The 24,067-nt window shown below is 67.2% G+C and carries 22 protein-coding genes and 1 pseudogene; 16 read left to right on the top strand and 7 right to left on the bottom strand.

Translation table 11 applies throughout. The features are described from left to right. Positions 1-77 precede the first annotated feature (77 nt). Complete coding sequence (locus QNO03_RS12175; protein WP_289603467.1) at positions 78-1,019, bottom strand: sugar phosphate isomerase/epimerase family protein; 942 nt, start codon at positions 1,017-1,019, stop codon at positions 78-80. A 118-nt stretch (positions 1,020-1,137) separates the two neighbouring features. Here QNO03_RS12175 and QNO03_RS12170 point away from each other — a divergent pair, with 118 nt between their 5' ends. The 5 genes and pseudogenes from QNO03_RS12170 to QNO03_RS12150 all read left to right on the top strand — a co-directional run bounded on the left by QNO03_RS12170 (position 1,138) and on the right by QNO03_RS12150 (position 6,125). Further along, positions 1,138-1,851, top strand: coding sequence for a GntR family transcriptional regulator (locus QNO03_RS12170; RefSeq protein WP_289603466.1), 714 nt, complete (start codon positions 1,138-1,140; stop codon positions 1,849-1,851). Between the two features lie 168 nt (positions 1,852-2,019). Beyond that, positions 2,020-3,018: a 3-hydroxyacyl-CoA dehydrogenase family protein gene (locus QNO03_RS12165; RefSeq protein ID WP_289603701.1), complete on the top strand. Its 999-nt coding sequence runs from the start codon at positions 2,020-2,022 to the stop codon at positions 3,016-3,018. An 84-nt stretch (positions 3,019-3,102) separates the two neighbouring features. Next, on the top strand, positions 3,103-4,851 hold the full coding sequence (locus QNO03_RS12160; RefSeq protein ID WP_289603465.1) for a dihydroxyacetone kinase family protein: 1,749 nt from the start codon (positions 3,103-3,105) through the stop codon (positions 4,849-4,851). An 8-nt stretch (positions 4,852-4,859) separates the two neighbouring features. Then, positions 4,860-5,576 (top strand): annotated as a pseudogene (locus QNO03_RS12155) (triose-phosphate isomerase); the annotation flags it as partial. Positions 5,577-5,657: 81 nt separating this feature from the next. Continuing rightward, on the top strand, positions 5,658-6,125 hold the full coding sequence (locus QNO03_RS12150) for a ribose-5-phosphate isomerase (RefSeq protein ID WP_289603700.1): 468 nt from the start codon (positions 5,658-5,660) through the stop codon (positions 6,123-6,125). Positions 6,126-6,156: 31 nt separating this feature from the next. On the opposite strand, the gene QNO03_RS12145 is transcribed toward QNO03_RS12150, so the two are convergent. Next, positions 6,157-7,179, bottom strand: coding sequence for a LacI family DNA-binding transcriptional regulator (locus QNO03_RS12145; protein ID WP_229946015.1), 1,023 nt, complete (start codon positions 7,177-7,179; stop codon positions 6,157-6,159). A 318-nt stretch (positions 7,180-7,497) separates the two neighbouring features. Between QNO03_RS12145 and QNO03_RS12140 the strand changes: the two genes are divergently transcribed. From QNO03_RS12140 to QNO03_RS12100, 9 genes are all read left to right on the top strand, one after another. After that, entirely contained in the window at positions 7,498-8,811 is a 1,314-nt protein-coding gene (locus tag QNO03_RS12140; protein WP_229946013.1) for an extracellular solute-binding protein, read from the top strand. Beyond that, on the top strand, positions 8,808-9,725 hold the full coding sequence (locus QNO03_RS12135) for a carbohydrate ABC transporter permease (RefSeq protein WP_229946011.1): 918 nt from the start codon (positions 8,808-8,810) through the stop codon (positions 9,723-9,725). Before QNO03_RS12140 ends, QNO03_RS12135 begins: the two co-directional genes overlap by 4 nt. Further along, positions 9,725-10,612, top strand: coding sequence for a carbohydrate ABC transporter permease (locus tag QNO03_RS12130; protein WP_289603464.1), 888 nt, complete (start codon positions 9,725-9,727; stop codon positions 10,610-10,612). Before QNO03_RS12135 ends, QNO03_RS12130 begins: the two co-directional genes overlap by 1 nt. Before the next feature lie 56 nt (positions 10,613-10,668). Further along, positions 10,669-11,814: a Gfo/Idh/MocA family protein gene (locus tag QNO03_RS12125; RefSeq protein WP_289603699.1), complete on the top strand. Its 1,146-nt coding sequence runs from the start codon at positions 10,669-10,671 to the stop codon at positions 11,812-11,814. 32 nt (positions 11,815-11,846) lie between these two features. Next, on the top strand, positions 11,847-12,542 hold the full coding sequence (locus tag QNO03_RS12120) for a ThuA domain-containing protein (protein ID WP_229946009.1): 696 nt from the start codon (positions 11,847-11,849) through the stop codon (positions 12,540-12,542). Continuing rightward, positions 12,527-13,636 carry a Gfo/Idh/MocA family protein gene (locus QNO03_RS12115; RefSeq protein WP_289603463.1) on the top strand — a complete coding sequence of 370 codons (1,110 nt, stop codon included), beginning with the start codon at positions 12,527-12,529 and terminating at the stop codon, positions 13,634-13,636. The genes QNO03_RS12120 and QNO03_RS12115 overlap by 16 nt, the downstream gene beginning before the upstream one ends. Before the next feature lie 88 nt (positions 13,637-13,724). Then, on the top strand, positions 13,725-15,161 hold the full coding sequence (locus QNO03_RS12110; protein ID WP_289603462.1) for an aldehyde dehydrogenase family protein: 1,437 nt from the start codon (positions 13,725-13,727) through the stop codon (positions 15,159-15,161). Further along, positions 15,158-16,699 (top strand): D-glycero-beta-D-manno-heptose 1-phosphate adenylyltransferase, encoded by a 1,542-nt coding sequence (rfaE2, locus tag QNO03_RS12105; RefSeq protein WP_289603461.1) that lies wholly within the window; start codon positions 15,158-15,160, stop codon positions 16,697-16,699. The genes QNO03_RS12110 and rfaE2 overlap by 4 nt, the downstream gene beginning before the upstream one ends. After that, on the top strand, positions 16,696-17,589 hold the full coding sequence (locus QNO03_RS12100; RefSeq protein WP_289603460.1) for a glycosyltransferase family 2 protein: 894 nt from the start codon (positions 16,696-16,698) through the stop codon (positions 17,587-17,589). The genes rfaE2 and QNO03_RS12100 overlap by 4 nt, the downstream gene beginning before the upstream one ends. A 55-nt stretch (positions 17,590-17,644) precedes the next feature. Here QNO03_RS12100 and QNO03_RS12095 read toward each other — a convergent pair whose 3' ends face one another. The 5 genes from QNO03_RS12095 to QNO03_RS12075 form a co-directional block, all read right to left on the bottom strand. Then, entirely contained in the window at positions 17,645-18,013 is a 369-nt protein-coding gene (locus QNO03_RS12095) for a hypothetical protein (RefSeq protein WP_502874584.1), read from the bottom strand. Positions 18,014-18,089: 76 nt separating this feature from the next. Beyond that, positions 18,090-18,644, bottom strand: a complete 555-nt coding sequence (locus QNO03_RS12090) for a DUF308 domain-containing protein (protein WP_289603458.1) — start codon at positions 18,642-18,644, stop codon at positions 18,090-18,092. A gap of 56 nt (positions 18,645-18,700) precedes the next feature. Beyond that, complete coding sequence (locus QNO03_RS12085; protein ID WP_289603457.1) at positions 18,701-20,059, bottom strand: MATE family efflux transporter; 1,359 nt, start codon at positions 20,057-20,059, stop codon at positions 18,701-18,703. A gap of 106 nt (positions 20,060-20,165) precedes the next feature. Then, positions 20,166-21,449 (bottom strand): MFS transporter, encoded by a 1,284-nt coding sequence (locus tag QNO03_RS12080; RefSeq protein ID WP_289603456.1) that lies wholly within the window; start codon positions 21,447-21,449, stop codon positions 20,166-20,168. After that, positions 21,446-22,363 (bottom strand): DUF4031 domain-containing protein, encoded by a 918-nt coding sequence (locus tag QNO03_RS12075; protein WP_289603698.1) that lies wholly within the window; start codon positions 22,361-22,363, stop codon positions 21,446-21,448. The genes QNO03_RS12080 and QNO03_RS12075 overlap by 4 nt, the downstream gene beginning before the upstream one ends. A gap of 176 nt (positions 22,364-22,539) precedes the next feature. Here QNO03_RS12075 and QNO03_RS12070 point away from each other — a divergent pair, with 176 nt between their 5' ends. Continuing rightward, positions 22,540-23,658 carry a WD40/YVTN/BNR-like repeat-containing protein gene (locus QNO03_RS12070; protein WP_289603697.1) on the top strand — a complete coding sequence of 373 codons (1,119 nt, stop codon included), beginning with the start codon at positions 22,540-22,542 and terminating at the stop codon, positions 23,656-23,658. Further along, positions 23,636-23,977 carry a MoaD/ThiS family protein gene (locus QNO03_RS12065; RefSeq protein ID WP_289603455.1) on the top strand — a complete coding sequence of 114 codons (342 nt, stop codon included), beginning with the start codon at positions 23,636-23,638 and terminating at the stop codon, positions 23,975-23,977. The genes QNO03_RS12070 and QNO03_RS12065 overlap by 23 nt, the downstream gene beginning before the upstream one ends. Positions 23,978-24,067 lie beyond the last annotated feature (90 nt).

The following is a 24,067-nucleotide window of genomic DNA, read 5'->3' as shown; positions in this document are numbered from 1 at the left end:
CCTAGGGGGTGCAGCCGCCGGGTCCAAGGGTGGTGATGGTTCCGCACAGCCAGCCGTTCGGTGCCGTGCCGCGAAAGTCAGTCCTCCGGCAGCTTGGCCGCCAGGATGCCGCGGATGTAGTCGCGGTTCATGGCCGAAACGGTGAGGCCGTCACCGCCGTAGTGCTCCACGCACATGGGACCGTCGAAGCCGGCGTCGAGAGCCATGCCGATCGCCTCCCGGTAATTGATGAACCCGAGGGCCAGGGGCGCCGGCGCGGAGGCGTAGGAACCTGTGGCGGGGTCGTAGTCCCGGAAGTAGTTCTTCAGCTGCCAGTAGTTGGCGTGGGGCAGCATCTTGGCCAGCATTCCGCGCCAGTCCTCGACCCCGCGGTGCAGGCGGACGATGTTGCCGATATCCGGACACAGCCCCACGTTGGGCAGGTCCACGGCGGTGACCAGCTGCACGGAACTGTCGGCCGTGCCGAGGAAGGTCCCCTCATACATTTCCAGGGAAAGACTCACTCCCCGCTCGGCGGCGTACTCGCCGAGCTCGCGGAACCGCGACGCCGCCCGCTCCCGGTTTTCCGGGGTGTCCTCGTCCTCGGCCCCCGGGGCCAGCCAGAACCAGGTCGCATCCTTCTGCGCCTGGGTCAGCGGATCATGCAGGCCCAGGCACACCATGGACACCTCGAGGTCCGCCGCAGCATCGATGGTCCGCTTCGTGTAGGCGAGGTTGCGCTGCGCCTGCTCCTCGTTGGGGGTGATGACGCTCTTGCGCGTCACGGCGATGTCACTGAACGCCAGGCCGTAGGAACGGGCCGTCTCCAGCAGCTGTTTCCTGCCCACGGAATCCAGATCGCCCGGACGCACCCAGGAATCGGTGAGATCAACGTAGTCGAATCCCGCGTCACGGACCTCACGGAGGGTTTGTTTCCAACCCGCAGGACCGGCCGTGGTTCGGTCCTGCCCGTCCGCGGTGACGCCGGCAAAGTTCAGGAGGGCCGCACCTATCGGCCAGTTTCCGGCGCTGTAATCCATGTTGCTCTCCTTGGAAGTCGGCAAAATCGGGAACTGGCGGGGAGGGTGCTGGCCAACACCCTATAGGATATTGGCAGGCTGTCCACCCAGAAGCGGCGGGCGTGGATAAGGGAGCGGCATGGAGAAGAACGTTGCTGGCGGGGCATGGATCCAGCGCAGCATCCTGACCGACCAGGTGCACAAGGAAATCCTCGCGCGCCTCATGGACGGGAAGCTGGAATCCGGCGCTTCCATCAGCATCGACGGAACGGCGCGTGAGCTTGGGGTGTCGCCGACGCCGGTGCGGGAGGCCTTGGCCCGGCTCGAGTCCACGGGCCTGGTGACCCGTGCCGCACTGAGGGGCTACCGGGCTGCGCCGCGGCTCAACCGGGAGGAACTCCTCGACTTGATGGACGCCCGGCTGCTGCTGGAGCCGCACAACGCGGAAGTTGCCTGCATCCGCGCGGATGAGGCATTCCTCGCTGCTTTGGAGCACACCATCGAGGACCTGCGGCAGGCACCGAACGGGCCGCACTTCGCCGACTACCGTTCCTATTGGGAGGCCGACGAGCGTTTCCACCGCATGATCGCCGAGCAGACGGATAACAAATTCCTAGTCGGTGCCTACACCTCGCTTGGCGGACACGTGCACCGGTTCCGGTTATTCAGCGGAACCGGCGTCGATGATGCCGGCAGTGCAATCGAAGAGCACACCCGGGTTCTGGATGCCATGCGCCGCAGGGACGCTGGGGCGGCCCGGACCGCGATGGCCGGCCATCTCCGCGGCGTCCGCGAACGTGCCGCCCGGGAAAACGGTACCCCCGGCGAAAGCGGCGGAAGCAAGCCTGCTTAACCTGCGGAGCCCACCTATACTCTCCCGCACCATGGTTGACACCACCGGGACGCGTGTGGATCCTATAGGAAACACGACGGGCATCCCGGTGTAGCTTCTACCGTTTTCCTGTCCCACAACCGCACCTCCGGTGGCGCCGTGTCCCTAGACGCATGCACATCAGAGGAGATGGCGATCGTGGCTCAGCGCTCAGTAGCAGTTGTGGGTTCGGGATACATGGGTGGGGGCATCGCGCAGATGCTGGCCCTCGGGGGTGCGCGCGTCGCCCTGGCGGACGTTTCGCAGGAGGTCGCGGAAAAGAACCTCGGGCGCCTGCTCACTGAAGCTGAACAGTTCGTTGCGGACGGATTGTTCCCGGCGGACGCGGTGCAGCGCCTGCAGGAGAACCTGTGGGCCGCTCCGGGCATTGAAGAAGCCGTCGCGGATGCCTCCTACATTGCGGAGGCAGTCCCGGAGATCATCGAGATCAAGCACAGCACCCTGCGCCGGATCAGCGCGGCGGCGCGGCCGGACGCCGTCATCGGGTCCAATACCTCGACCATCCTCATCGCCAGGCTCGCCGAGGCGGTCGACCACCCCGGCCGTTTTCTCGGCGTCCACTTCTCGAATCCGGCACCGTTTATCCCCGGCGTCGAGGTTATCCCCCATGCCGGCACAAGCCCTGAGACGGTGGAGACGGCGCAGGAAATCGTCACGCTCACCGGCAAACGGTCCGCCGTCGTCAAGGACGTCACCGGATTCGTGCTCAACCGCCTGCAGTACGCACTGTTCCACGAGGCCGCACAGCTGGTCGAGGAAGGCATCGCCACGGCGGAGGACGTCGATACCCTCGTGCGCACCACCTTCGGCTTCCGCCTGCCGTTCTTTGGCCCGTTCGCCATCGCGGACATGGCCGGACTGGATGTCTACTCGTTCTGCTACGCCTCACTGCAGACCGAGTTTCCCGAACGGTTCGCCACCCCTAAGGCCCTGCAGGATCTCGTTGATGCAGGGAAGCTCGGAACCAAGTCAGGCGGTGGCTTCCTGCAGATCCCGGCTGAGCAGACGGACAACCTTGTTGCCTACCGCAACAAGGCCTATGTGGCCATGGCCGGGCTGCTTAACGTGCTCGGCCCGAGCCCTGTCGATGCGGTAGTCAAGGACGGCACTGCCCCGAACACCCGCTGAACCCGCAGTACAACTCCATGCTCCGCCGAAAGGGCGGCACCGTGAGGCGCTGCGTCGGCCGGCGGTCCCGGACAGAGGTGGAACATGACTTATCTTGTGAACGATCCCGCGGACTTCGCAGCCGATGCCCTGCGCGGCTACGTTGCCGCCCATCCCCGGCATGTGGCCATGGCACACGGGGGCGTGGTGCGCTCGACCGAAACCCCGAAGGGCCAGCCTGCCCTGGTCATCGGCGGAGGGTCCGGCCACTACCCTGCCTTCGCCGGATGGATCGGGCCCGGCATGGGCCACGGCGCGCCCTGCGGCAACATCTTCTCCTCCCCCTCGGCCTCCCAGGTGTATTCCGTGGCACGGTCGGCTGAAAACGGAGGCGGCGTCATCCTCGGCTTCGGCAATTACGCCGGCGACGTCCTGCACTTCGGGCAGGCCGCCGAGAAGCTGCGGGCCGAAGGCGTGGACGTGCGGATCATCCGCGTGTCCGACGACGTCGCCTCGGCAGCCGCCGGGGACCATCGTGACCGCCGGGGCATCGCCGGAGATCTGGTGGTGTTCAAGATCGCCGGCGCCGCCATAGAGGCCGGAGCCGACCTCGACGAAGCCGAGCGGCTGGCCTGGAAGACCAACGACGCCACCCGCTCCTTTGGGGTGGCGTTCAAGGGGTGCACCCTGCCCGGCGCCGCAGGGGCGCTGTTCCACGTGCCGGTGGGCGAAATGGGGATCGGACTGGGTATCCACGGGGAACCGGGCATCCGGGAGGTACCGATGGGCACCGCCGTGGAGATCGCGGACCTCCTGCTCGACGGCGTCCTGGCCGAGGAACCTGAACACACCGGGGACGGCTACCGGGGACGGGTGGCCGTCCTGCTGAACGGCCTGGGCACGGTCAAGTACGAGGAGCTTTTTGTTGTCTATGGGCGGGTGGCCGAGCGCCTGGCCGCACGGGGCCTCACCGTGGTGGCCCCCGAAGTCGGCGAGCATGTCACCAGCCTGGATATGGCGGGACTGTCCCTGACCCTCCTCTTCCTCGACGACGAACTCGAGAAGTACTGGCTGGCGCCGGCCGATACCCCGGCCTTCCGCAGGGAAGCACCCGACCTAGCCGCACGACCCGAACGTACCGGTGTGCACGTTCCCGGCGAGGAACCCATCCCGGAGTCCACCGCCGAATCCCGGGAGCTGGCGGAACGGATTGCGGAGGCCCTGGAGCTGATCCAATCCGCCGCCGCCGAGAACGAGGAATACTTCGGGCGGCTGGATGCCGTCGCCGGCGACGGCGACCACGGCCAGGGCATGGCTTACGGCTCACGGGGCGCAGCCACATCCGGACGTGCCGCTGCGGAACGGGGCGCCGGCGCCCGGACCGTGCTGATCCATGCCGGGGAAGCCTGGGCCGAGGAGGCCGGTGGTACCTCCGGTGCGCTCTGGGGTGCTGCCCTGACTGCCGCCGGCGGGGTCTTCGACGACACCCGCGGCACCGAACCGGCGGAGGTGGTGCGGGCCATCGTCGAGGGAATCGAAGCAATAGTCCGCATCGGCGGCGCGGTACCGGGCGACAAAACGATGGTGGACTCCGCCCTTCCCTTCCGGGACGTGCTGGTTGCGGAGTTCGGCAGGTCTTCAGATCTGGCCGGAGCCACGAAGAAGGCCGCCGCCGCCGCACGGGAGGCCGCCGAGTCCACCGCGCAGATGACTGCCCGCCTCGGGCGGGCCCGCGTCCTGGGCGAAAAAAGCCTCGGCACTCCGGATCCGGGAGCCGTGTCCTTCTCCCTGCTCATGGACGCGTTGGGTGACTTTTTCCGTTCCGGCACGGTTGCTTCCAAGGCACTGCCGTGACCCTCTGGATGGGCACCAGCTGGAAAATGAACAAGTCCCTGGCGGAGGCCCGCGACTACACGAGGGGCCTGCTCACCGGCCTGTCCGGGCTCAGCCTCGACGGCATCCAGCCGTTCATCATCCCCCCGGTCCAGGCGCTGGCGGCGGTGGCGGAAATCCTCGGTGACGACGGCCGGGTCCTGCTCGGGGCGCAGAACGCCCACTGGGAGGACGGCGGGGCGTGGACCGGTGAAGTGTCGGTGCCCCAGCTCGCCGACGCCGGGGCGCGGCTGGTCGAAATCGGCCACTCCGAGCGGCGGGAGCACTTCGGCGAGACCGCGGATACCGTGCGCCTGAAGGTGGGCGCAGTCCTGGACCATGGGCTGATCCCGCTGCTGTGCATCGGGGAACCTGCATCCGTCAAAGCTGCCGGAGGTTCCGCTGCCTTCATCCTGGACCAGGCCCGCAGCGCATTGGACGGCCTGGATGATCACCGGCTCGCCCGGGTCCTGATCGTTTATGAGCCCATCTGGGCCATTGGAGCCAAGGGGCGCCCACCCCAGGCTGCGGAACTGCGGGAAGCGTTTGCCGCCCTTTCACAAAGGTACGGCGGCCGGGTCTCCGGCCTGCTCTACGGAGGCTCGGTGAACCTGGACAACGCCGGGCAGTTGCTGGAGGCCGAGCATGTCGATGGCTTGTTCGTCGGCCGTGCGGCGTGGCAGGTGGAGGGGTATCTGGGCCTGCTGGGCATCGCGGAGCGGTATGGAACCGGGCCGGGCACCACCGGCCCGGAGAGAAAGAGCTACGGGAAGCAGAGGGAAACCGTGATGGATGGAAACAGGAAACTGCGGATTGTCATAGGCGGCGACGACGCCGGATTCGACTACAAGGAGGTGCTGCGCAGGGACCTCGAGGCAGACGAACGGGTGGAGAGCGTCGTGGATGTCGGGGTCTCCCACAGCGAGAACGTGGATTATCCCCATGTCGCCGTGGATGCGGCGCGGAAGGTGGCCAGCGGCGAGGCGGACCGTGCGCTGCTGATCTGCGGCACGGGCCTGGGTGTCGCCATCTCGGCCAACAAGGTTCCCGGCGTCCGGGCCGTGACGGCCCATGACTCGTATTCGGTGGAGCGCTCTGTGTTGAGCAACAACGCGCAGGTGCTGTGCATGGGCCAGCGGGTGGTTGGCATCGAGCTCGCCCGGCGCCTGGCCAAGGAATGGCTCGGCTATGCGTTCGATCCTTCCAGCTCTTCCGCAGCGAAGGTGGACGCCATCACCGGCTACGAGGGCCGCTGACCGCCGGGCCGGCGGGCGGACCCGGCCTGCGTCAAGACGTACTCTGCGTCAGGGACGTAGCCGGTGCCGTCGACGAACGGACGATCAGCTGCGTGGCCAGCTCCACCCGGGTGGAGTCGGGCTTCTCCCCTCCCATCTGGCGCAGCAGCGCCCGGACGGCAGTCCGCCCCATCTCCTTGAGGGGCTGGGCCACGGTGGTCAGGCTCGGAACCGCCTGCTCGCCGATATAGGTTCCGTCGAATCCGACCACGCTCAAATCCCGGGGAACGGAAATTCCCTGCGAGCGCGCGTGCGCGAGGACACCAAGGGCAATACTGTCGGAAGCGGCAAACACGGCCTGGGGCGGGGTTTCGAGTGCAAGCAGCCGGGCCAGCGCTTGGCTGCCGGTGCCGGCGTCGAAGTCTCCGGCCAGGACATAGTCCTCATAGATGGGAAGACCCCGTTCGAGGAGAGCCGCCATGTAGCCGTGCTCGCGGTCCTGGCTGCACTCCGCACTGGCAGGGCCCCCAATGAAGCCGATCCGTGTGTGGCCCAGGTCCAGCAGGTGCTCCGTGGCAGCCTTACCTCCCGACCAGTTCGTGGCACCGACGCTGGATACCTCCGGTCCCAGGGGATTAATCGGGTCAATCACCACAACGGCAATTCCCTGGTCCTGGACCGCCCTGATTTCCCGGGACGACCACCGGGAGGTCACGAGCAGGAGTCCGTGCCGGCCCATCCCCCGCATCCGCTCGGCCCGCCCCTCGGGTGGATAGCCCGTCGGCCAGGTCTTGGAGAGCACCACCTCGGTCCCCTCACCCTCCGCGCTTTCGAGGATGCCATCCATCACCTCTGCGTAGTAAGCGCTGGTCACACTGTCCACCACCACATCAATCGTCCGGGGAACAAAGGGCGTCAGCGGGCGGCGTTGGCCGGGAGGCTGGTAGCCGGCGTTCTCCAGGGCAGCCAGGATCCGCCTGCGGGTGGCAGGTGCCACATCACCGCGGTTGTTGACCACCTTCGACACGGTGGGCACCGAGACCCCCGCGAGCTCCGCCACGGACGCCAGCGTCACTTTCGTCTGTGTATCTGCATTCGACAAAATCCGAAAACCTTTCGCTTCGACCGCCGCCCGGCAGCCCACCCTCTGCGGAATCATCCTGGGCCCGGCGTTCCAGCAGCGGCGCAGGGCCCTGAAGGAACAAAGAAAAGAGAAACCCTTGACGCCGGTATGTGATGTAGCTAACTTTACGCCTGTTAGTTGTTTTTATCGAAAATATTTCGATATCTCTTCCGCAGTGTGGCGGTCAACGGCCGTGTACCCGCGGAGTTGACCGCCCATCTCTGCCGGCAGTGCCGCTGGCCGAGTCGACTTACGGAAGAACTGATAAACATGCAAACACGTACTTCTCTTCTCGCAACGGCCTCCGCACTCACCTTGGCAGTCGGCCTCTCGGCCTGTGGATCGAGCGGACCCAGTGATCCCGCCGCGGACTCCGATGCCCCGACCATGTGGGCACTCACGGGGAGCAGTGAAGACATCTTCCGCTCCTCGATCGAGACCTGGAACGAAGACAACCCGGATAACACCATCAACCAGGAATTCTTCGCAAATGATGCCTACAAAACCAAGGTCCGCACTGCAATAGGCGCGGGCGAAGGACCGACCTTTATCTACGGATGGGGCGGCGGCGTCTTGAAGTCCTATATCGACGCCGGCCAGGTGACCGACCTGGACCAGTTCCTGGCGGACAACCCGGAGGTCAAGGACCGCTACATTCCCTCGGTGCTGGAAAACGGCGTGATCGACGGCAAGACATACGCCCTGCCGAACAACAACATGCAGCCGGTGGTCCTGTACTACAACAAGGAAGTCTTCGAGAAGGTCGGAGTGGAACCCCCCGAGACCTGGGAAGAACTCATGGCACTGGTGCCGACGTTCAACGAAGCGGGGATTGCACCCTTCGCGCTGGCCGGCCAGTCCAAGTGGCCCAACCTCATGTGGCTGTCCTACCTGGTGGACCGCATCGGCGGTCCCGAGGTGTTCCAGGCGATCCTCGACGGCAAGGAGAACGCATGGTCCGATCCCGCCGTCATCGAAGCACTCACGAAAATCCAGGAACTGACCGACGCCGGGGGGTTCATTAACGGCTTCTCCTCCATCGCTGCCGACGCCGGAGCCGACAGCGCCCTGCTCTACACCGACAAGGCGGCAATGATGCTGCACGGCGGCTGGGTCTACCAGAACCTGAAGAACGACGCCCCCGAATTCGTCGAATCGGGCGACGTCGGTTTCGTGCCCTTCCCCGCCGTTGAAGGTGGCGCGGGCGATCCGGCGAACATCGTCGGCAACCCGGCAAATATGTGGTCCATCTCCTCGAAGGCTTCCGACGGGCAGAAAGAGTCGGCACTCGAGTACCTGAAGGGCGGGCTGTTCAGCGAGGAATACACCCAGGCCATGATCGATTCGGGGGCCGTTCCCGCGGTCAACGGCATTGAAGAACAGCTGGAAGCCTCGGAGGACAAGGATTTTGTCCAGTTTGTCTACGGTCTGGCGCAGGACGCCCCGAGTTTCCAGCTCTCCTGGGACCAGGCGCTGAGCCCCGCCCAGGGTGACGCAATGCTCGCAAACCTCGACCAGATCTTCCTGGGCGAGATTACCCCCGAACAGTTTGCCAAGAACATGAACGCAACCCTGGGCAAATGAGTACCCTGCTGAAGCCCAAGCCGGGCATCCCCGTGCGGGGTGCCCGGGCCGAGGGTCCCTCGGCGTGGATGGTCGTTCCGGCCCTGGTCTTCTTCCTGACGTTTGCCGTGATTCCCCTCCTCGGCGTCGTCTTCCTCAGCTTCACCCGGTGGAACGGGTTGGGCGAGATCACCTTTGGCGGCCTGGAGAGCTGGCGGACTGCGCTTACCGATTCCGTGACCCTGAACGCCCTCATCGTCACCCTGAAGATCCTGGTCTATTCCCTGCTCGTGCAGGTTCCAGTCAGTCTCCTGCTGGGGGTCTTCACGGCGGGGAACCACCGTTACAGGGCCCTGCTGGCCATCCTGTACTTTGTCCCCCTCCTGCTCTCGTCGGCGGCAGTGGCCATCGCTTTCCGGGCCCTGCTTGACCCCAATTTCGGTGTCGGGCCGGGACTGGGCATTCCGGTCCTCGCCCAGGACTGGCTGGGCAGCTCCGATCTGGTGCTGTTCGTCGTCGTTTTTGTTATTGCGTGGCAGTTTGTTCCCCTGCACACGCTGATCTACCAGGGAGGGGTACGCCAGATTCCGGCGTCCTTCTACGAAGCCGCCCAGATCGACGGGGCGGGGCGCATGCAGCAGTTCTTCCACATCACGCTGCCCCAGCTGAAGTACACCATCATCACTTCCTCGACCCTCATGGTCCTCGGATCGCTGGCGTACTTCGACCTGATTTTTGTCCTCACGGCCGGCGGCCCGGGATACTCCACGCGGCTCCTGCCCCTGCACATGTACCTCACGGGCTTCCGGGCCAATGACATGGGGGCAGCCAGCGCCCTCGGGGTCATCCTCGTCGTTATCGGATTGGGGCTTGCCCTCATCCTGCAGCGGCTCGGCGGCAGGAACCGCAGCGCCAGCCAACTGGAAGGATCCTGATGGCACTGGTCACCGAGTCAGCGAAGACGCACGAACCCGTTCCGCCGCCCTCCAGGCGACACCGGGGCGGCAAGGTCACCCCCAATTTCCTCGGAGGGCTTGGCGGCTGGGTTTGGCTGGCATTGATCGTCCTCCCCATCTATTACGTGGTCATTACCAGCCTGAAGAACCAGGCAGGGTTTTTCGGGAGTAACCCGTTGGCGCCGCCCACCGACCCAACACTGGCGAACTACCGGACTGTCCTGGAGGCGGACTTCGTCCGGTACTTCACCAACAGTGTGATCGTGACGCTGGGCAGCGTGGTTCCGGCAGTCGCCGTGTCCTTTATGGCCTCCTATGCGGTGGTCCGGGGAAGCGGCCGGATCATTGCCTCAGCCCACAAACTGTTCCTCCTCGGGCTGGCCATTCCGCTGCAGGCGACCATCGTCCCGATCTATTTCATGATCACCAGGGCCCAGCTTTATGACTCCCTGCTGGCCCTGATCCTTCCCTCGATAGCATTCGCCATTCCAATCTCGGTCCTGATCCTGTCGAATTTCCTGCGGGACGTGCCGAGGGAACTGTTCGAATCAATGCGGCTGGACGGCTGTTCCGAATTCACCATGATGTGGCGCCTCGCGCTCCCGTTGGTCCGTCCCGCGGTAGTCACGATCGCCATCTATAACGCCTTGAATGTGTGGAATGGCTTCCTGTTCCCGCTCATCCTCACTCAAAGCCCGGAAATGCGGGTGTTGCCGCTGTCCCTCTGGACTTTCCAGGACGAATTCACCGTCAATGTGCCGGCGGTCCTCGCCGCGGTGGTGCTGTCCACGCTTCCACTGGTGGCCCTGTACGCCTTTGCCCGCCGTCAGCTTGTCAGCGGCTTGACTGCCGGGTTCAACAAGTGAGCGGGGGGAACACCGGGGCGGTGGCTGCAGCGTCAAAGCCCTCCCTTCGGGTAGGCATGGTGGGGTACGCCTTCATGGGTGCCATGCACTCACATGCCTGGCGCACCGCCCCGCGCTTCTTCGATCTGCCGATGCGCCCGGAACTCGCTGTACTCGCGGGCCGGAACAAATCCGCCGTCGAGGCCGCCGCAGAGAAAATGGGGTGGCGGGACACCGAAACGGACTGGCGGGCACTGGTGGAGCGCGACGACGTCGACCTCATCGACATCTGCACTCCCGGTGACGCCCATGCCGAAATAGCCATCGCCGCCCTGGCGGCAGGCAAACACGTACTCTGCGAAAAACCACTGGCCAACACGGTGGAGGAAGCCCACCGGATGGCAGCCGCCGCGGAGGCCGCCGAAGCTTCCGGGGTATTCGCCATGTGCGGGTTTTCGTACCGCCGCACCCCCGCCCTCACGCTTGCCCGGAGTCTGGTGGAGCAGGGCAGGATCGGCACCATACGGCACATCCGTGCCCAGTACCTGCAGGATTGGCTGTCGAATGAGAATGCCCCGCTGACCTGGCGGTTGGACAAAAGCAGGTCCGGATCCGGTTCCCTGGGCGATATCGGCGCCCACAGCATCGACGCGGCCCAGTATGTCTCCGGACAGCGGATCGTCAGCGTTTCGGGGCACCTGCAGACCTTTGTCCACGAACGGCCCATCGGAGGCACCCTCGTGGGCCTTGGCGGCGCGGGGGCCAGCGACGCCGGGAAAGGGCCGGTGACCGTCGACGACGCCGCTGTTTTCACCACCAGGTTCGAGGGGGGTGCGCTCGGTGTTTTCGAGGCAACCCGTTTCGCGCTGGGCAGGAAAAACTCAATGCGCCTGGAGCTCAACGGAAGCCTGGGATCCCTGGCCTTCGACTTCGAGAACATGAACTCCCTGGAGTTCTACGACGGCACGGAACCGCCGGAAACGGCCGGGTTCAGGACGATCAACGTGACCGAACCGGAGCACCCCTATACCGGAAACTGGTGGCCCTCCGGCCATGGCCTGGGCTACGAGCACGGGTTCACCCATCAGGTCGTGGACCTCGTAAACGCCGTCTCCGCCAGCCGCACGCCGTCGCCGTCCTTTGCGGAAGCACTGCAGGTCCAGACAATCCTGCACGCCGTGGAACAGAGCGCCGGGGCCGAATCGCTGTGGCAGCACCTTTGAGCGGCCAATCCAATCCACATGAAAGAGACTCCATGAAAAACAGACAGGCCCTCATCGTCCGCGGCGGCTGGGACGGCCACCAACCCGTGGAAGCGACGGAAAGGTTTCTACCGTTCCTCGAGGACCAGGGGTTCGATATCCGGATTGAGGAATCGCCCAAGGTCTATGCGGACGCCGGCTACATGGGCCGGGTAGACCTCATCGTGCAGTGCAACACGATGAACACCATCGAAAAAGACGAGTTCCACGGGCTCCGGACGGCCATAGAAGCCGGCACCGGGATGGCCGGCTGGCACGGCGGCATCGCTGATTCCTACCGCAACGAAGCCGACTACCTCCACCTGATCGGCGGACAGTTCGCGTGCCACCCCGGCAAGCATCCGGACGAGCGGACGGGGGAACAGTCCGACAACTACGTGCCGTACCGGGTGAATATGCTGCCGGCCGCCGCAAACCACCCCATCACGGCCGGAATAGGGGACTTCGACCTCGTCACTGAGCAGTACTGGGTGCTCACGGACGACTACATCGACGTCCTGGCAACCACGACGCAGGCGGTCCGCGAATGGGACCCGTGGAACCGGCCCGTAACCTCCCCCGCCATCTGGACCAGGCAATGGGGCAAAGGCCGGATCTTCGTGTCCACGCCGGGACACCGCGTGGAGATTCTCGACGACGCCAACGTGCGTCAGATCATCGAAAGGGGTTTGCTGTGGGCGAGCCGTTGAATGTCGGAATGATTGGGTGCGGAGCGATTGCGTCGCAGTACCTCGCAACGATTCCCTCCCTGCCGTCCATCCGCCTCCAGGCGGTCGCCGACCTGGACCACCGCCGCGCAGTCGCCGTCGCAGAGTCCTCCGAAAACATCCGCGCGATGACCGTCGATGAACTGCTGGCCAATCCGGACATAGACACGGTCCTTAATCTCACGATCCCTGCCGCGCATGCCGAGGTCGCGGCGCAGGCGATTGCTGCGGGAAAGCATGTCTACGGCGAAAAACCCCTGGCCGCGGATACGGCCTCGGCCCGGCACGTCCTCGACCTGGCGCAGCACGCCGGCGTCCGGGTGGGATGTGCTCCCGACACGGTGCTCGGCACGGGGATCCAAACCGCCCGCAAAGCCGTCGACGACGGCCTGATCGGCCGCCCTATCTCTGCCGTCGCAACAATGGTCACCCCCGGCCACGAACGGTGGCATCCCAACCCGGACTTCTATTACGTTCCGGGTGGGGGCCCGCTCCTGGACATGGGCCCGTACTACGTCACGGCCCTGGTCACCCTGCTCGGCCCTGTCAGTTCGGTGATCGGAGCAGCCAGCCACACCCGGGCCCACCGAATCATCGGGTCGGGTCCGCGCATCGGCGAATCAGTACCTGTCTCCGTGGATACCCATGTCACCGGGGTGCTGGTCCATGACTCCGGCGCGTTGTCCACGCTGATCATGAGCTTCGATGCGGTGAATACCCGTGCTTCCAACATCGAGGTACATGGCGAGGCGGCCAGTCTGACCGTCCCTGATCCCAACTACTTCGACGGCGATGTGTCCATCTGCACGATTGCGGGCCGGGACAACGGGTGGGACAGCCTCCCCGCGAGCGCAGGCTACCTTGGCGCGGGCCGCGGTTATGGCCTGGCCGACATGGCCCTCACTCCGGCCGGTGAACAGCACCGTGCCAACGGCCAGCTCGCCTATCACGTCCTCGACATCATGGAATCGCTGCTCCGGTCAGCGGCAGAGGGAGTTTCTGTTCCAGTGCACAGCACCGCGGAAAGGCCGAAAGCGGTTCCGCTCACGTCGCTGTCCTCACTCGCCGTTCCGTAAACGCTTCCAAGTCGCGGTGTGCTCCTCCGGGTGTCTGAAAGGCAGGGGATCCGGGTACAGGATCGGTACGACGCGACAAGGAGCGCACATGTCCACCACCATCCGCCCAAAGGCCTCCCCCACTGCGCCGGGCACAGCGGTTTCGCCGGACCTGATCACCATCCTCGACCCGCGGGACGGCACCGTCGTCGGCAGCCTGGAACCGACCAGCCGCGCCGGAATCCGGGCCGCCGTAGCGGCAGCCCGGGACGCGCTGCCGGGCTGGGCCGGCACCGCTCCCGCGGAGCGGGGCCGGCTGCTGCGTGCCGCCGCTGCCGCCCTGGAACTGCGTGCCGCCGAACTTGCCGGGGTGAACACCCGCGAGACGGGACGGCCGGAAGCCGAAGCCCTCGCCGGCGTGCACGCCGGTGTGGCGGCCCTGGAGCAGTATGCCGAACTCGGGCCGGTGCACCGGGGACACAGCCTCCGCGGCGGCGTCCTGGCCGCCGATTACACAGTGGCCGGGCCGCGCGGTGTCGCCGTGGTGCTTACCCCGTGGAATGATCCGGTGGCAGTGGCCGCCGGGCTGATCGGTGCGGCGCTGGCCGCGGGCAACACTGTGGTCGCCAAGCCCAGCGAGCGGTCGCCCCACACCGGGAAACTGCTCGGTGAGATCCTGGCCCCGGTCTTCCCGGCCGGGGTACTTGCCACCGTCACCGGCGGGGCAGACGTAGGTGCCCATCTGAGCATGGATACCGGAGTGGATGTCCTGGCACACGTCGGTTCCAGCGAGACAGGGGAACGGATTGCCCGGGCGGCGGCCCTGACGGGAGCCCACGTCATCCTGGAAAACGGCGGCAACGACCCGCTGCTGGTGGACGGGGACGTGGATCCGCAGTGGGCAGCCGGACAGGCCGCCGTCGGGGCCTTCAGCAACAGCGGCCAGATCTGTACGTCGGTGGAGCGTATCTACGTCCACCGCAGCATCGCGGACGCGTTCTGCGCCGGACTCACCGCCGAGGCGATGCAACGCAACGTGGACCGGGCCGTGGCTCCGCTGGTGGATACCCGGCTCCGCGATGTTGTGCACCGGCAGGTAGCCCAGGCGCTGGCACGCGGCGCCACGGTTGCCGAAGGCGGAGTAGTGCCGGAAGGACCCGGCGCCCACTACCCGGCAACCGTCCTGCTGAACTGTTCGGCCGGGATGGACGTCTTCGATGCTGAAACGTTCGGCCCGGTGGCTGCCGTGCAGGTGGTGGACAGTTTCGAGGAGGGACTTGGCCTCGCCGCGCAGGGCGACTACGGGCTGGCCGCCACGGTTCTGACGGGCAGCATCGCCCACGCGCAGCGTGCGGTCGCGGGTCTGGAGGTTGGCACCGTTAAGATCAACGCCGTCTTCGGCGGAGCTCCCGGCGGGTCGGCGCAGCCACGGCGCCGGAGCGGCCGCGGCTTCGGCTACGGCCCGGAACTCCTGGACGAGTTTTCCCTGGTGAAGGTGGTCCATATGGCCTCCCCCGGCCCCGCTTCGCCGGCAAGCCCGGCATGACGGACTTCCCGCAGCCCGGAGAAGTGCGCGGCCTGACGCCGGGGCTGCCGGGCCGGATCGCGGCAGCCTCGCTGCGCGTGGCAGTCATCGGCGATGTCATGCTGGACGGCTGGTGGTCCGGGGTCACCGAGCGGTTCTGCCGCGAAGCTCCGGCACCCGTGGTTGATATCCAGCGTCGGAACTACGCAGCGGGCGGTGCGGGAAACACCGCCATGAACCTGCAGTGCCTCGGCGCGCGGGTGCGGCTCGGCGGGTTGACCGGCAGCGACGCGGCCGGCGCGCAGCTGCGTACGATCCTTTCCGGAGCGGGGGTGGATCTGGCCGGGCTGGTGCAGCATTCCGGTGCCGAAACTGCCACCAAGTACCGAATAGTCGCCGGTGAGCAGGTGCTGTTCCGGCTCGACGACGGCGGCCGGTTTCCGGCGGCGGCCGAAGAACTGCTCGCCGCTTCGGTCCCCGCGCTGGTGGAGGGCGCCGACGCGCTGGTGGTCTGCGACTACGGCACCGGCCTGTTGCACGGGCGTGTCCGTGACGCCCTGATAGCGCTGCGGGGCGGCCGCCTGACCGTGGTGGATGCGCACGACGCCGCTGCCTGGTCCGGTCTGGCCCCGGACCTGGTCACACCAAATGCCGCCGAAGCCGCCCTGCTGCTGGGCAGGGACCTGGGGCCGGACCGTGCGGCAGGAGTGCGTGCCGCGGCTCCGGCCCTGCTGGCCGCTGCCGGTACCGCCGCAGCCGCAGTCACCCTGGACCGGGACGGAGCGGCCCTGATCAGCGCCGGCGGCGGATTCCACCGCACCTGGGCCCGTCCCGCCGCGGAAAAGCAGGCATCGGGCGCCGGCGATACCTTTGTAGCCTGCCTGACCCTGGCCCGGGCCGCAGGCCTGCCGCTGTCCACCGCCGCCGATCTCGCGCAGAACGCCGCCGACATAGTGGTCCAGCGGCCCGGAACCTCCGTGTGCAGCACCGCCGACCTGGAAAAACACCTGGACAGCTTTGCCGACACGGCGCTTAGCCAGAGCGAGCTCCTGGCCCGGACGGCCGCCGAACGGTCTGCCGGGCGCCGGATTGTCCTGACCAACGGCTGCTTCGACGTGCTGCACCGCGGGCATACCCGGTACCTGAACCAGGCCAAGCAGCTCGGGGACATCCTGGTGGTGGCCCTGAACAGCGACGCCTCCGCCCGGCGGTTGAAAGGACCCGGCCGTCCGATTAACCCGGTGCACGACCGGGCCGGAATCATTGCCGCGCTCAGCTGCGTGAATTACGTGACCATTTTCGACACCGACACTCCGATTCCGCTGATCCGCGAACTGCGGCCGGACATTTACGCCAAGGGCGGGGACTACTCCGCCCAGATGCTCGCCGAAACCCCCGTGGTGGAGGAATGCGGCGGACGCGTGCGGATCCTGGACTACGTCTCCGACCACTCCACCACTGCCCTGGTCTCCCGGATCCGGGCGGGCGGCACCGCTCCTCCTCCCCGCAACCCCGCCGGCGGCACTGACGGGGGCCCTGCCGGGGCGGCTCCCCCGTGACCCGGCGCTGGTCCGGCGACTGGGCACTTCCGCCGGGTTCCGGCAACCCGGCGGACCTGGACGTGTTGATTCCCACCCGTAACCGGCCGGCCGAACTTGCGGTCACCCTCGCCGGGCTGGCCGCCCAGGACGGCCTCCGCTTCGACGTCGTCATCAGCGACCAAAGTACCGATGTCCCGTCCTGGAACCACCCCGCCGCGGAGGCCATGGTCCGTGTCCTCCAGGCACAGGGACGCTCCGTCCGGCTGCTGCGGCACCTGCCCGCCCGCGGGCTGGCCGAACAGCGGCATTTCCTGCTGGGGGAAGCCAGCGCACCACTGGTCCTCTTCCTGGATGACGATGTCTGGCTGGAACCGGACATGCTGGTCCGGTTGACGGCCGCGCTGGCGGCCTCCGGCGCCGGCTTCGTGGGGGCGGCCGTGCAGGGGTTGTCGTATTTGTCCGACCGGCGGCCCGAGGAACAGCAGCCGTTCCAGATATGGGAAGACAACCAGGTGCAGCCCGAACGGATCCGCCGCGGCGAGCCAGGGTTCTCCCGCTGGACACTGCACAACGCCGCCAATCTGGCGCACATTGCTTCCGGACTGGGTATCCCGTCCGGCGAATGGCAGCTGTACCGGATCGCCTGGGTGGGGGCCTGCGTCCTCTATGACCGGGAAGCGCTGCTCGCCTGCGGCGGGTTCGGGTTCTGGGACCAGCTGCCCTCCGGGCATGCCGGGGAGGACGTGGCGGCGCAGTGGCGGGTGATGGAGAGGTTCGGCGGCGCGGGGATGGTTCCCTCCGGGGCGGTGCACCTGGAGTCGCCGACCACGGTCACCGACCGGTCCGCCGACGCCGCCGAGCTCCTGCTGGGGCCCGGCACCGACGATCTCCACCGACCTGCAAAGTAGGCCCGCTCGCGCGCCGACGGACATCGGCAGGGAGATTTTCGGCTAGCTGAACCGCTCAGGCAGTGGGATCGGTGGGACGGGGAGCTCCCGGCTCATCGTCGACCGGGGCCGGCGTCGCCGGCCTGCCCACGCTTCCGGCACCGCCGGGAATCTTTGCGGAGCTGCGGTTGATGCCCGAACCCTGGCTGAGGTGCTCGGGGTTCGGCTTCTCCGTCATAAGCAGCAGAGAAGACACCAGCAGTGAGGCGATAAACGCGATGCCGACGGCGATGAGGCCGAGGTCGAACCGCAGTTCCTTTTCCGCTCCCCCGGTGGCGAAGATCATGGTGGCAACACCGGCAATCACGGCCAGCACGGCAGAGAAGATCAGCGGTGCCTTTACGGAGTTCCGCTTCTGCGGCCCGCCGGTTGAGCTGTTCGCCACTATCATTGCCTCCTGCTGTGTTGGGGTGGCGCGGATCGGTGCGTAAATGCACCACGCGCGTTACCTAGTTTACGGCCTACGCCTGCTCCACTGCGGCGGTGCGGGAATCGTGCCGGGCACCCAGTGCGGAAATGGCCACGATCACGGCGGTGACAATCGCCGCGCCACCGGTCACTCCGAGCAGGGCGCGGACACCAAGGTCGTAGAACGCCGGCACCAGGACACCTGCCACGAGCGCAGCCGCACCGGTGATCAGCCAGTCGCGGGCCGGGAGGAAGTCCCGCCGGTTCCGCACCCACAGGACTATTTCCAGGGCTCCACCGAGGATGAGGGCGGCAGCTGCCGCCACCCGGAACGCCTCGGCGGAGGCAAGTACCAGCGTGGCCGCACCGGCCAGGACATAAACCACTGCCTCAACCAGCAGGAAAGCCCGTACCTTGCCGTGTCCACGGGCTGCGGCCAGCATCGGCCAGAGTGCGGCGCCGGTGAGCAGCAGGAAGGCTCCCCCCGCGTATGCCAGGACCGGCTCGGTGGGATCCTGCCAGAAGACGGTCAGCACGCCGTAAACGGCGGCCACCACCGCACGGACCAGCATGGGTCCCCAAGCTGCCCCGGGATTGGATGCGCCCACTGCAGAGCCTCCGCTTTCACTTCGCCGTTGTGATGGCCGGTTGGCCACCGTCAAGCTTAGTCGCTCGCGCCTGCGGCCGCGGCACCGGTGACCATCCAGGCATCCCGCCGGGAACGCCACGACAGCGTCACGGCGCGGGCGCTCATGTAGCCAAGCGCGAAGGCCGCCCACAGCCAGGCAATCCCGCCGGTGCCGGACAGGCCTGCCGAGTGCACCCAGATCAGCAGCGGGAGATAGGCAGCCAGGTTCAGCAGCCCGGTGAGGGCCAGGTATTTGGCGTCACCCGCGCCGATCAGCACGCCGTCCAGCACGAACACCAGCCCGCAGATCGGCTGGGAAAGCGCGAGGACCCAAAGCCCGGCGGTCATCGCCTGCTGCACCCCGGCGTCGTTAGTAAAGAGCACTCCTGCCACCGGTGCCACCAAGGCCAGCAGCGCCCCCGTGATGACGCCGAACCCCACCCCCCACACGATCATCCGGCGCGTCAGGGCGCGGGCCAGCACCGTATCCCCGGCGCCCAGCTCCTTGCCGATCATGGCCTGGGCCGCGATCGCCAGGGCATCCAGCGCGAAGGCAAGGAAGGTAAACACGGTCATCACCAGCTGGTGGGCGGCGAGGGATTCCGGCCCCTGCGCAGTGGCGACCAGGACGGTGGCGAGCACCGCGGCGCGCAGGCTCAGCGTGCGCAGCATCAGCCACGACCCCACGTGGGCGGTGACCCGGATCCCGGACGCGGCGGGCCGCAGGGAAACCCCCTGCGAGCGGGCCATCCGCGCCACCGCGGCCAGGTAGAACACCGCCATGCCGCACTGGGCAATGCTGGTGCCCAGCGCGGATCCCGCCACGGAAAGGGAGAACCCGTAAACCAGCAGGTAGTTCAGCCCAATGTTGACGGCGAAGCCCACCGTGGCCACCACCAGCGGGGTGCGGGTGTCCTGCAGCCCGCGCAGCACTCCCGTGGCGGCCAGGACCACCAGCATGGCGGTCAGGCCCGGCATCGAGAAGCGCAGGTAGTCCACGGCGTAGCGGTGCACATCGCCGGTGGCCCCCATGGCGCTGCACAGCTGCGGAGCGAGCAGGAACCCGGCCGTGGAAAGCACCACGCCCAGCACGACCGCCAGGGCAATGCCGTCCCGTCCGGCGGCGAGCGCCTCGGCCTGCCGGTTGCCGCCGAGGTAGCGCGCCACCGTGCCGGTGGTGGAATAGGCCAGGAAAACCATCAGCCCGACGGCGGTCTGCAGCACCGTGGAGGCCAGGCCGACGCCGGCCAGCTGGGCCACCCCGAGGTGGCCGACAATGGCGGAGTCGGCCAGCAGGAACAAAGGTTCGGCAATCAGTGCACCCAGCGCCGGCAGGGCCAGGGCCAGGATCCGGCGGCTGAGCGTCCGGGAGGAAAGGTGTGCTTCGCTCTTCACGCCTTCCAGCCTACGTTTCGGGCACCTCCGGAATCGAAAGTGCAGTACTTACTGGTTTTCCGCTGGAAACCGGTAAGTACTGCACTTTCGATGGCCGAAACGGTAACTACTGCACTTTCGACGACGACGGCGTCCGCTCCCCGCCGTCGTCGCCGGTGCGCAGGACGAGGACGGCCACCGCTGCCGCTGCCAGCAGCAGAACCCCCACAAAGAGCACCAGTGACGGCCAGCCATCCTGCTGGAAGTAGTAGCCGCCAACCCAGCCCAGCAGGCTGGAGCCCGTGTAGTAGAAGAGGTTGTAAAGCGAAGAGGCCTGCGCCCGGCCTTCAAGGGCCAGCTGCGGGGTCCAGCCCGAAGCAATGGAATGCGCGGCGAAGAAACCGGCGGTGAACACCAGCAGACCGGACACAATGGCCGGAAGATTGTCGGCCAGCGTCAGGGCCAGGCCTGCCGCCATCGCACCAATGGACAGCAGCAGCACGGGTTTCCGCCCGCCGCGGAGCTTGGCGGCCAGGGTTCCGGCGGCCCGGGAGGACCAGGTGCCGGCGAGGTAGGCAAGGAACAGGGAGCTCGCCAGGCTCGAGGGCAGTCCGAAGGGCGGCTCCCCCAACCGGAAGCCAAGGTAGTTGTAGACCGCGACGAAGCCACCCATCAGCAGGAAACCCTGCAGGTACAGGGCCAGCAGCCGGGGACTGCGGAGATTGGCCGCCAGCCGGGCAGCCAGGCCGTGGCCGGGGGCGGAGCGGCGCACCGGGACAAAGCCGTGCTGACGCGGCGCGGTAACCATAAAGACGGCTGCGGCGCCGGCGGCCAGGAGGCTGACGGCGGCTACGCCCAGCCGCCAGTTCACCAGTTCCGCAAGCGGTGCGGCCAGGATCCTGCCGGCAAGACCCCCGATGGTGGTGCCCGATACGTAGGTTCCGGCGGCGACGGCGGCATGGAGCCGGCTGACTTCCTCACTAAGGTATGCCAGGGCCACCGCCGGGATTCCGCCCAGCGCGGCACCCTCCAGGAAACGGAGTCCCAGCAGTACCGGCAGGCTGGGGCTCAGGGGAACGGCCAGGCCAAGCACCACTGCGGCCAGAATCGCCATCCGCATAACGGGCAGCCGCCCAAAACGGTCCGCTGCGGCGGACCAGGGAATCACGGCAACTGCGAGTCCCAGGGTCGCGGCGGACACGGTCAGGGCGGCGGTCGAAGCGGAAATGTCCAGGTCCGCTGCCAGTTCCGGCAGGACCCCCTGCAGGGAGTACAGCTGGGCGAAGGTCGCCACACCGGCGGCAGCGAGTCCCACCAGGACGCCGCGGTAGCCGCTGCTGCCGGGGCGGTGTCCCGTGAACTGTCCAGTGGGCGGTCCATCCGTTCCGGCGGCTTTGTCCTGCCGTCTCACGGCTGGTCCGCGCCGAGGGGTGCAGCGGATATGGGTCCGCTGCTCAGCGCACCGCACAGTTCGGCATCGAGGTTGCGGCGGGCCTGCGCCTCCCAGAGCCCGCGTCCGGCCGGCGTGCGGTAGAGCGGATCGGCCGCCGCCAGCTGCTGGACCACCCGCCGTCGTCCGGCCGCAAAGTCCGCCTCCGACAGGTGCCCGTATTCGGCCCGGACCGCCTGCAGGTAGGAGCCGTAGCGGGCCGGTTCCCGGGCCAGCACCGCCAGGTCCGCGTCCGTGAGCAGCGCCCCGTTGCGGTCCGCGGGATCAGGGTCATGGGTGGCGGTGAGGCGGACCAGCCGCGCGCACTCCGTCACCTCTGCGGCGCCCACACCCGCAGGCACCAGCAGCTGCTCCGCCAGCCGGGCGGACGCTTCCTCGTCGGCCCCCGGACGGCCGGTGTAGACCGCGTCGTGGAACCAGGCCGCCAGGGCAACCGGGCGGGGAACATCGCCTCCGGTGAGCAGGTCGAGGGATTCGAGGACCTGCAGCAGATGCCTGCGGTCGTGGTAGCGGCGATGCGGTTCGTTCCAGCACTCCAGCAGGAGTTCGCCCGGCTCCGGCATGCCGGGGAGCAGCCGTTTCCACCGGTGGCGCAGTGGTGCGGCGAGGGCGGACGGGCGTTCCCGTGCCGGGATTCGCAGCCCGCTGGCAATAAGGATGCGGACCAGCTGCCCGCCACTGACCGGCTCCGCACCGCGGGATACGAGATCGTCATAACGTTCGCGGGGCACGTCGTAATGGTCACCGTCGAAGGCCCTGACGGTCACATCGGCAGCCCGGGTGAAGGCGTGCAGCTCAGCCAGGCTGACATCGGACACCAGGTGGGAAAAGAGGGTGTAGTGCGCCGGCCACATCGGCGGATCGATGTAGATCATGGATGCCGGGCTTCCGGCCGCAACAACAGCATCTTTCATGTCTATCGCACCCGGGGCTGGAATTTCCATGCAGCCGCCGCGTCCTTTGCGCACCCCCCAGGGTCAGATCCTGAAAAACGCTTGTCCCGGCGGTCCCTCGGTGCTGGAATGACCGCATGGATGCCGTACCCCACGCGATGCCCACCGCTGTGCCCTCCACCGTGCCCACCGGCCCCAGCGTCCCGGCCGTCGTCGCTATCGGAACCCGCAAGGGACTGTGGCTGGCGACGAGCTCCGACCGCCGGAACTGGGAGGTGCGCGGACCGGAATTCGCCATGACAGAGGTCCCGTCCCTGGCATTCGACACCCGCAGCGGGACGCCGCGCCTGCTGGCCGGGGTGCGCTCCGAGTGGTGGGGGACGAATGTCGCCATCTCTGATGATCTGGGCAAAACCTGGCAGGAACCCGAGCAGGCGGCCATTGCCTTCCCGGAGGACACCGGCGCCTCACTGGAACGCATCTGGCAGCTGGCCCCGGACAGCGCGGACCGGCCCGGCGTCATCTGGGCCGGCTGTGAGCCGATTTCCGTGTTCCGGTCCGAGGACGGGGGCAAGCACTTCGAGCTGGTGCGTGGGCTGTGGGACCACCCGCACCGCACCCAGTGGGGTGCCGGCTACGGCGGGCCGGCCGCCCATACTGTCCTGCCAAGCCCGAGCGACGAGTCCGTGCACGTGGCGATCAGCAGCGGCGGCGTGTACCGGTCCGACGACCGCGGGGACACCTGGGGCGCCTTCAACTCCGGCATCATTGCGGACTTCATGCCGGAGAAGTATCCGGAATTCGGGCAGTGCGTACACAAGGTGGCCCGCGACGCCGGGAACCCGCAGCGGTTGTACGCCCAGAACCATGGCGGGGTGTACCGCAGCGACGACGCCGGCGGCGAGTGGATTTCCATCGCGGACGGCCTGCCTGCGGACTTCGGCTTCGTGATGCTCGCCCATCCCACCCGCCCGGACACCATCTGGACCATTCCGATGGGCTCGGCGGGAGAACGCAATCCACCGCAGGGCCGCCCTGCCGTGTACCGCAGCATCGACGCCGGCGGCAGCTGGGAACGGTTCGACGCCGGCCTGCCGGAGTATGACTTCAACGCGGTGCTCCGCGACGCCGCCGATGTGGACGACGCCGATCCCGCCGGAATCTATTTCGGCACCCGTGGCGGCGAGGTCTACGCCAGCTCCGACGAGGGTGAAACCTTTTCCCTGGTGGCGGCCAACCTTCCGGATGTACTCTGTGTCCGCGCCGTCGCGCTTTGACGCACCCGGCCGTACGGCCGCCGTCGGGCTGGTGCTGCCAGCGGCACTGGCCGACGCCGCGGACGGACAGCGGCTGTTGGCCCTTCGTCCCGGAAGCGGACATGGGACGGCGGGGGACGTCACGGTCGCGGATGTCCTGACGCTGCTGCAGGTGGATTTTCCGGGGCTGTACCGCCGCATCTGCGACGAGACCGGTCGAGTGCGCCGCTATGTGAACCTGTACCTGGACGGCGAAGATATCCGGGACCTGGATGGTGCGTCCACGGTGCTGCCGGACCGTGCCGAACTGCTGGTTCTGCAGTCGATCGCCGGCGGGTGAGCCGGCGCCTGGACCACCACAGTTAAAGCGGAACGGGCACTTCCGCAATCGCGGAAGTGCCCGTTCTGCTTAGCTACCCGCCCGGAAGCG

It is taken from the genome of Arthrobacter sp. zg-Y877, assembly GCF_030373105.1.
Classification (GTDB): domain Bacteria; phylum Actinomycetota; class Actinomycetes; order Actinomycetales; family Micrococcaceae; genus Arthrobacter_B.
This window is presented reverse-complemented; position numbering and strand designations above follow the sequence as displayed.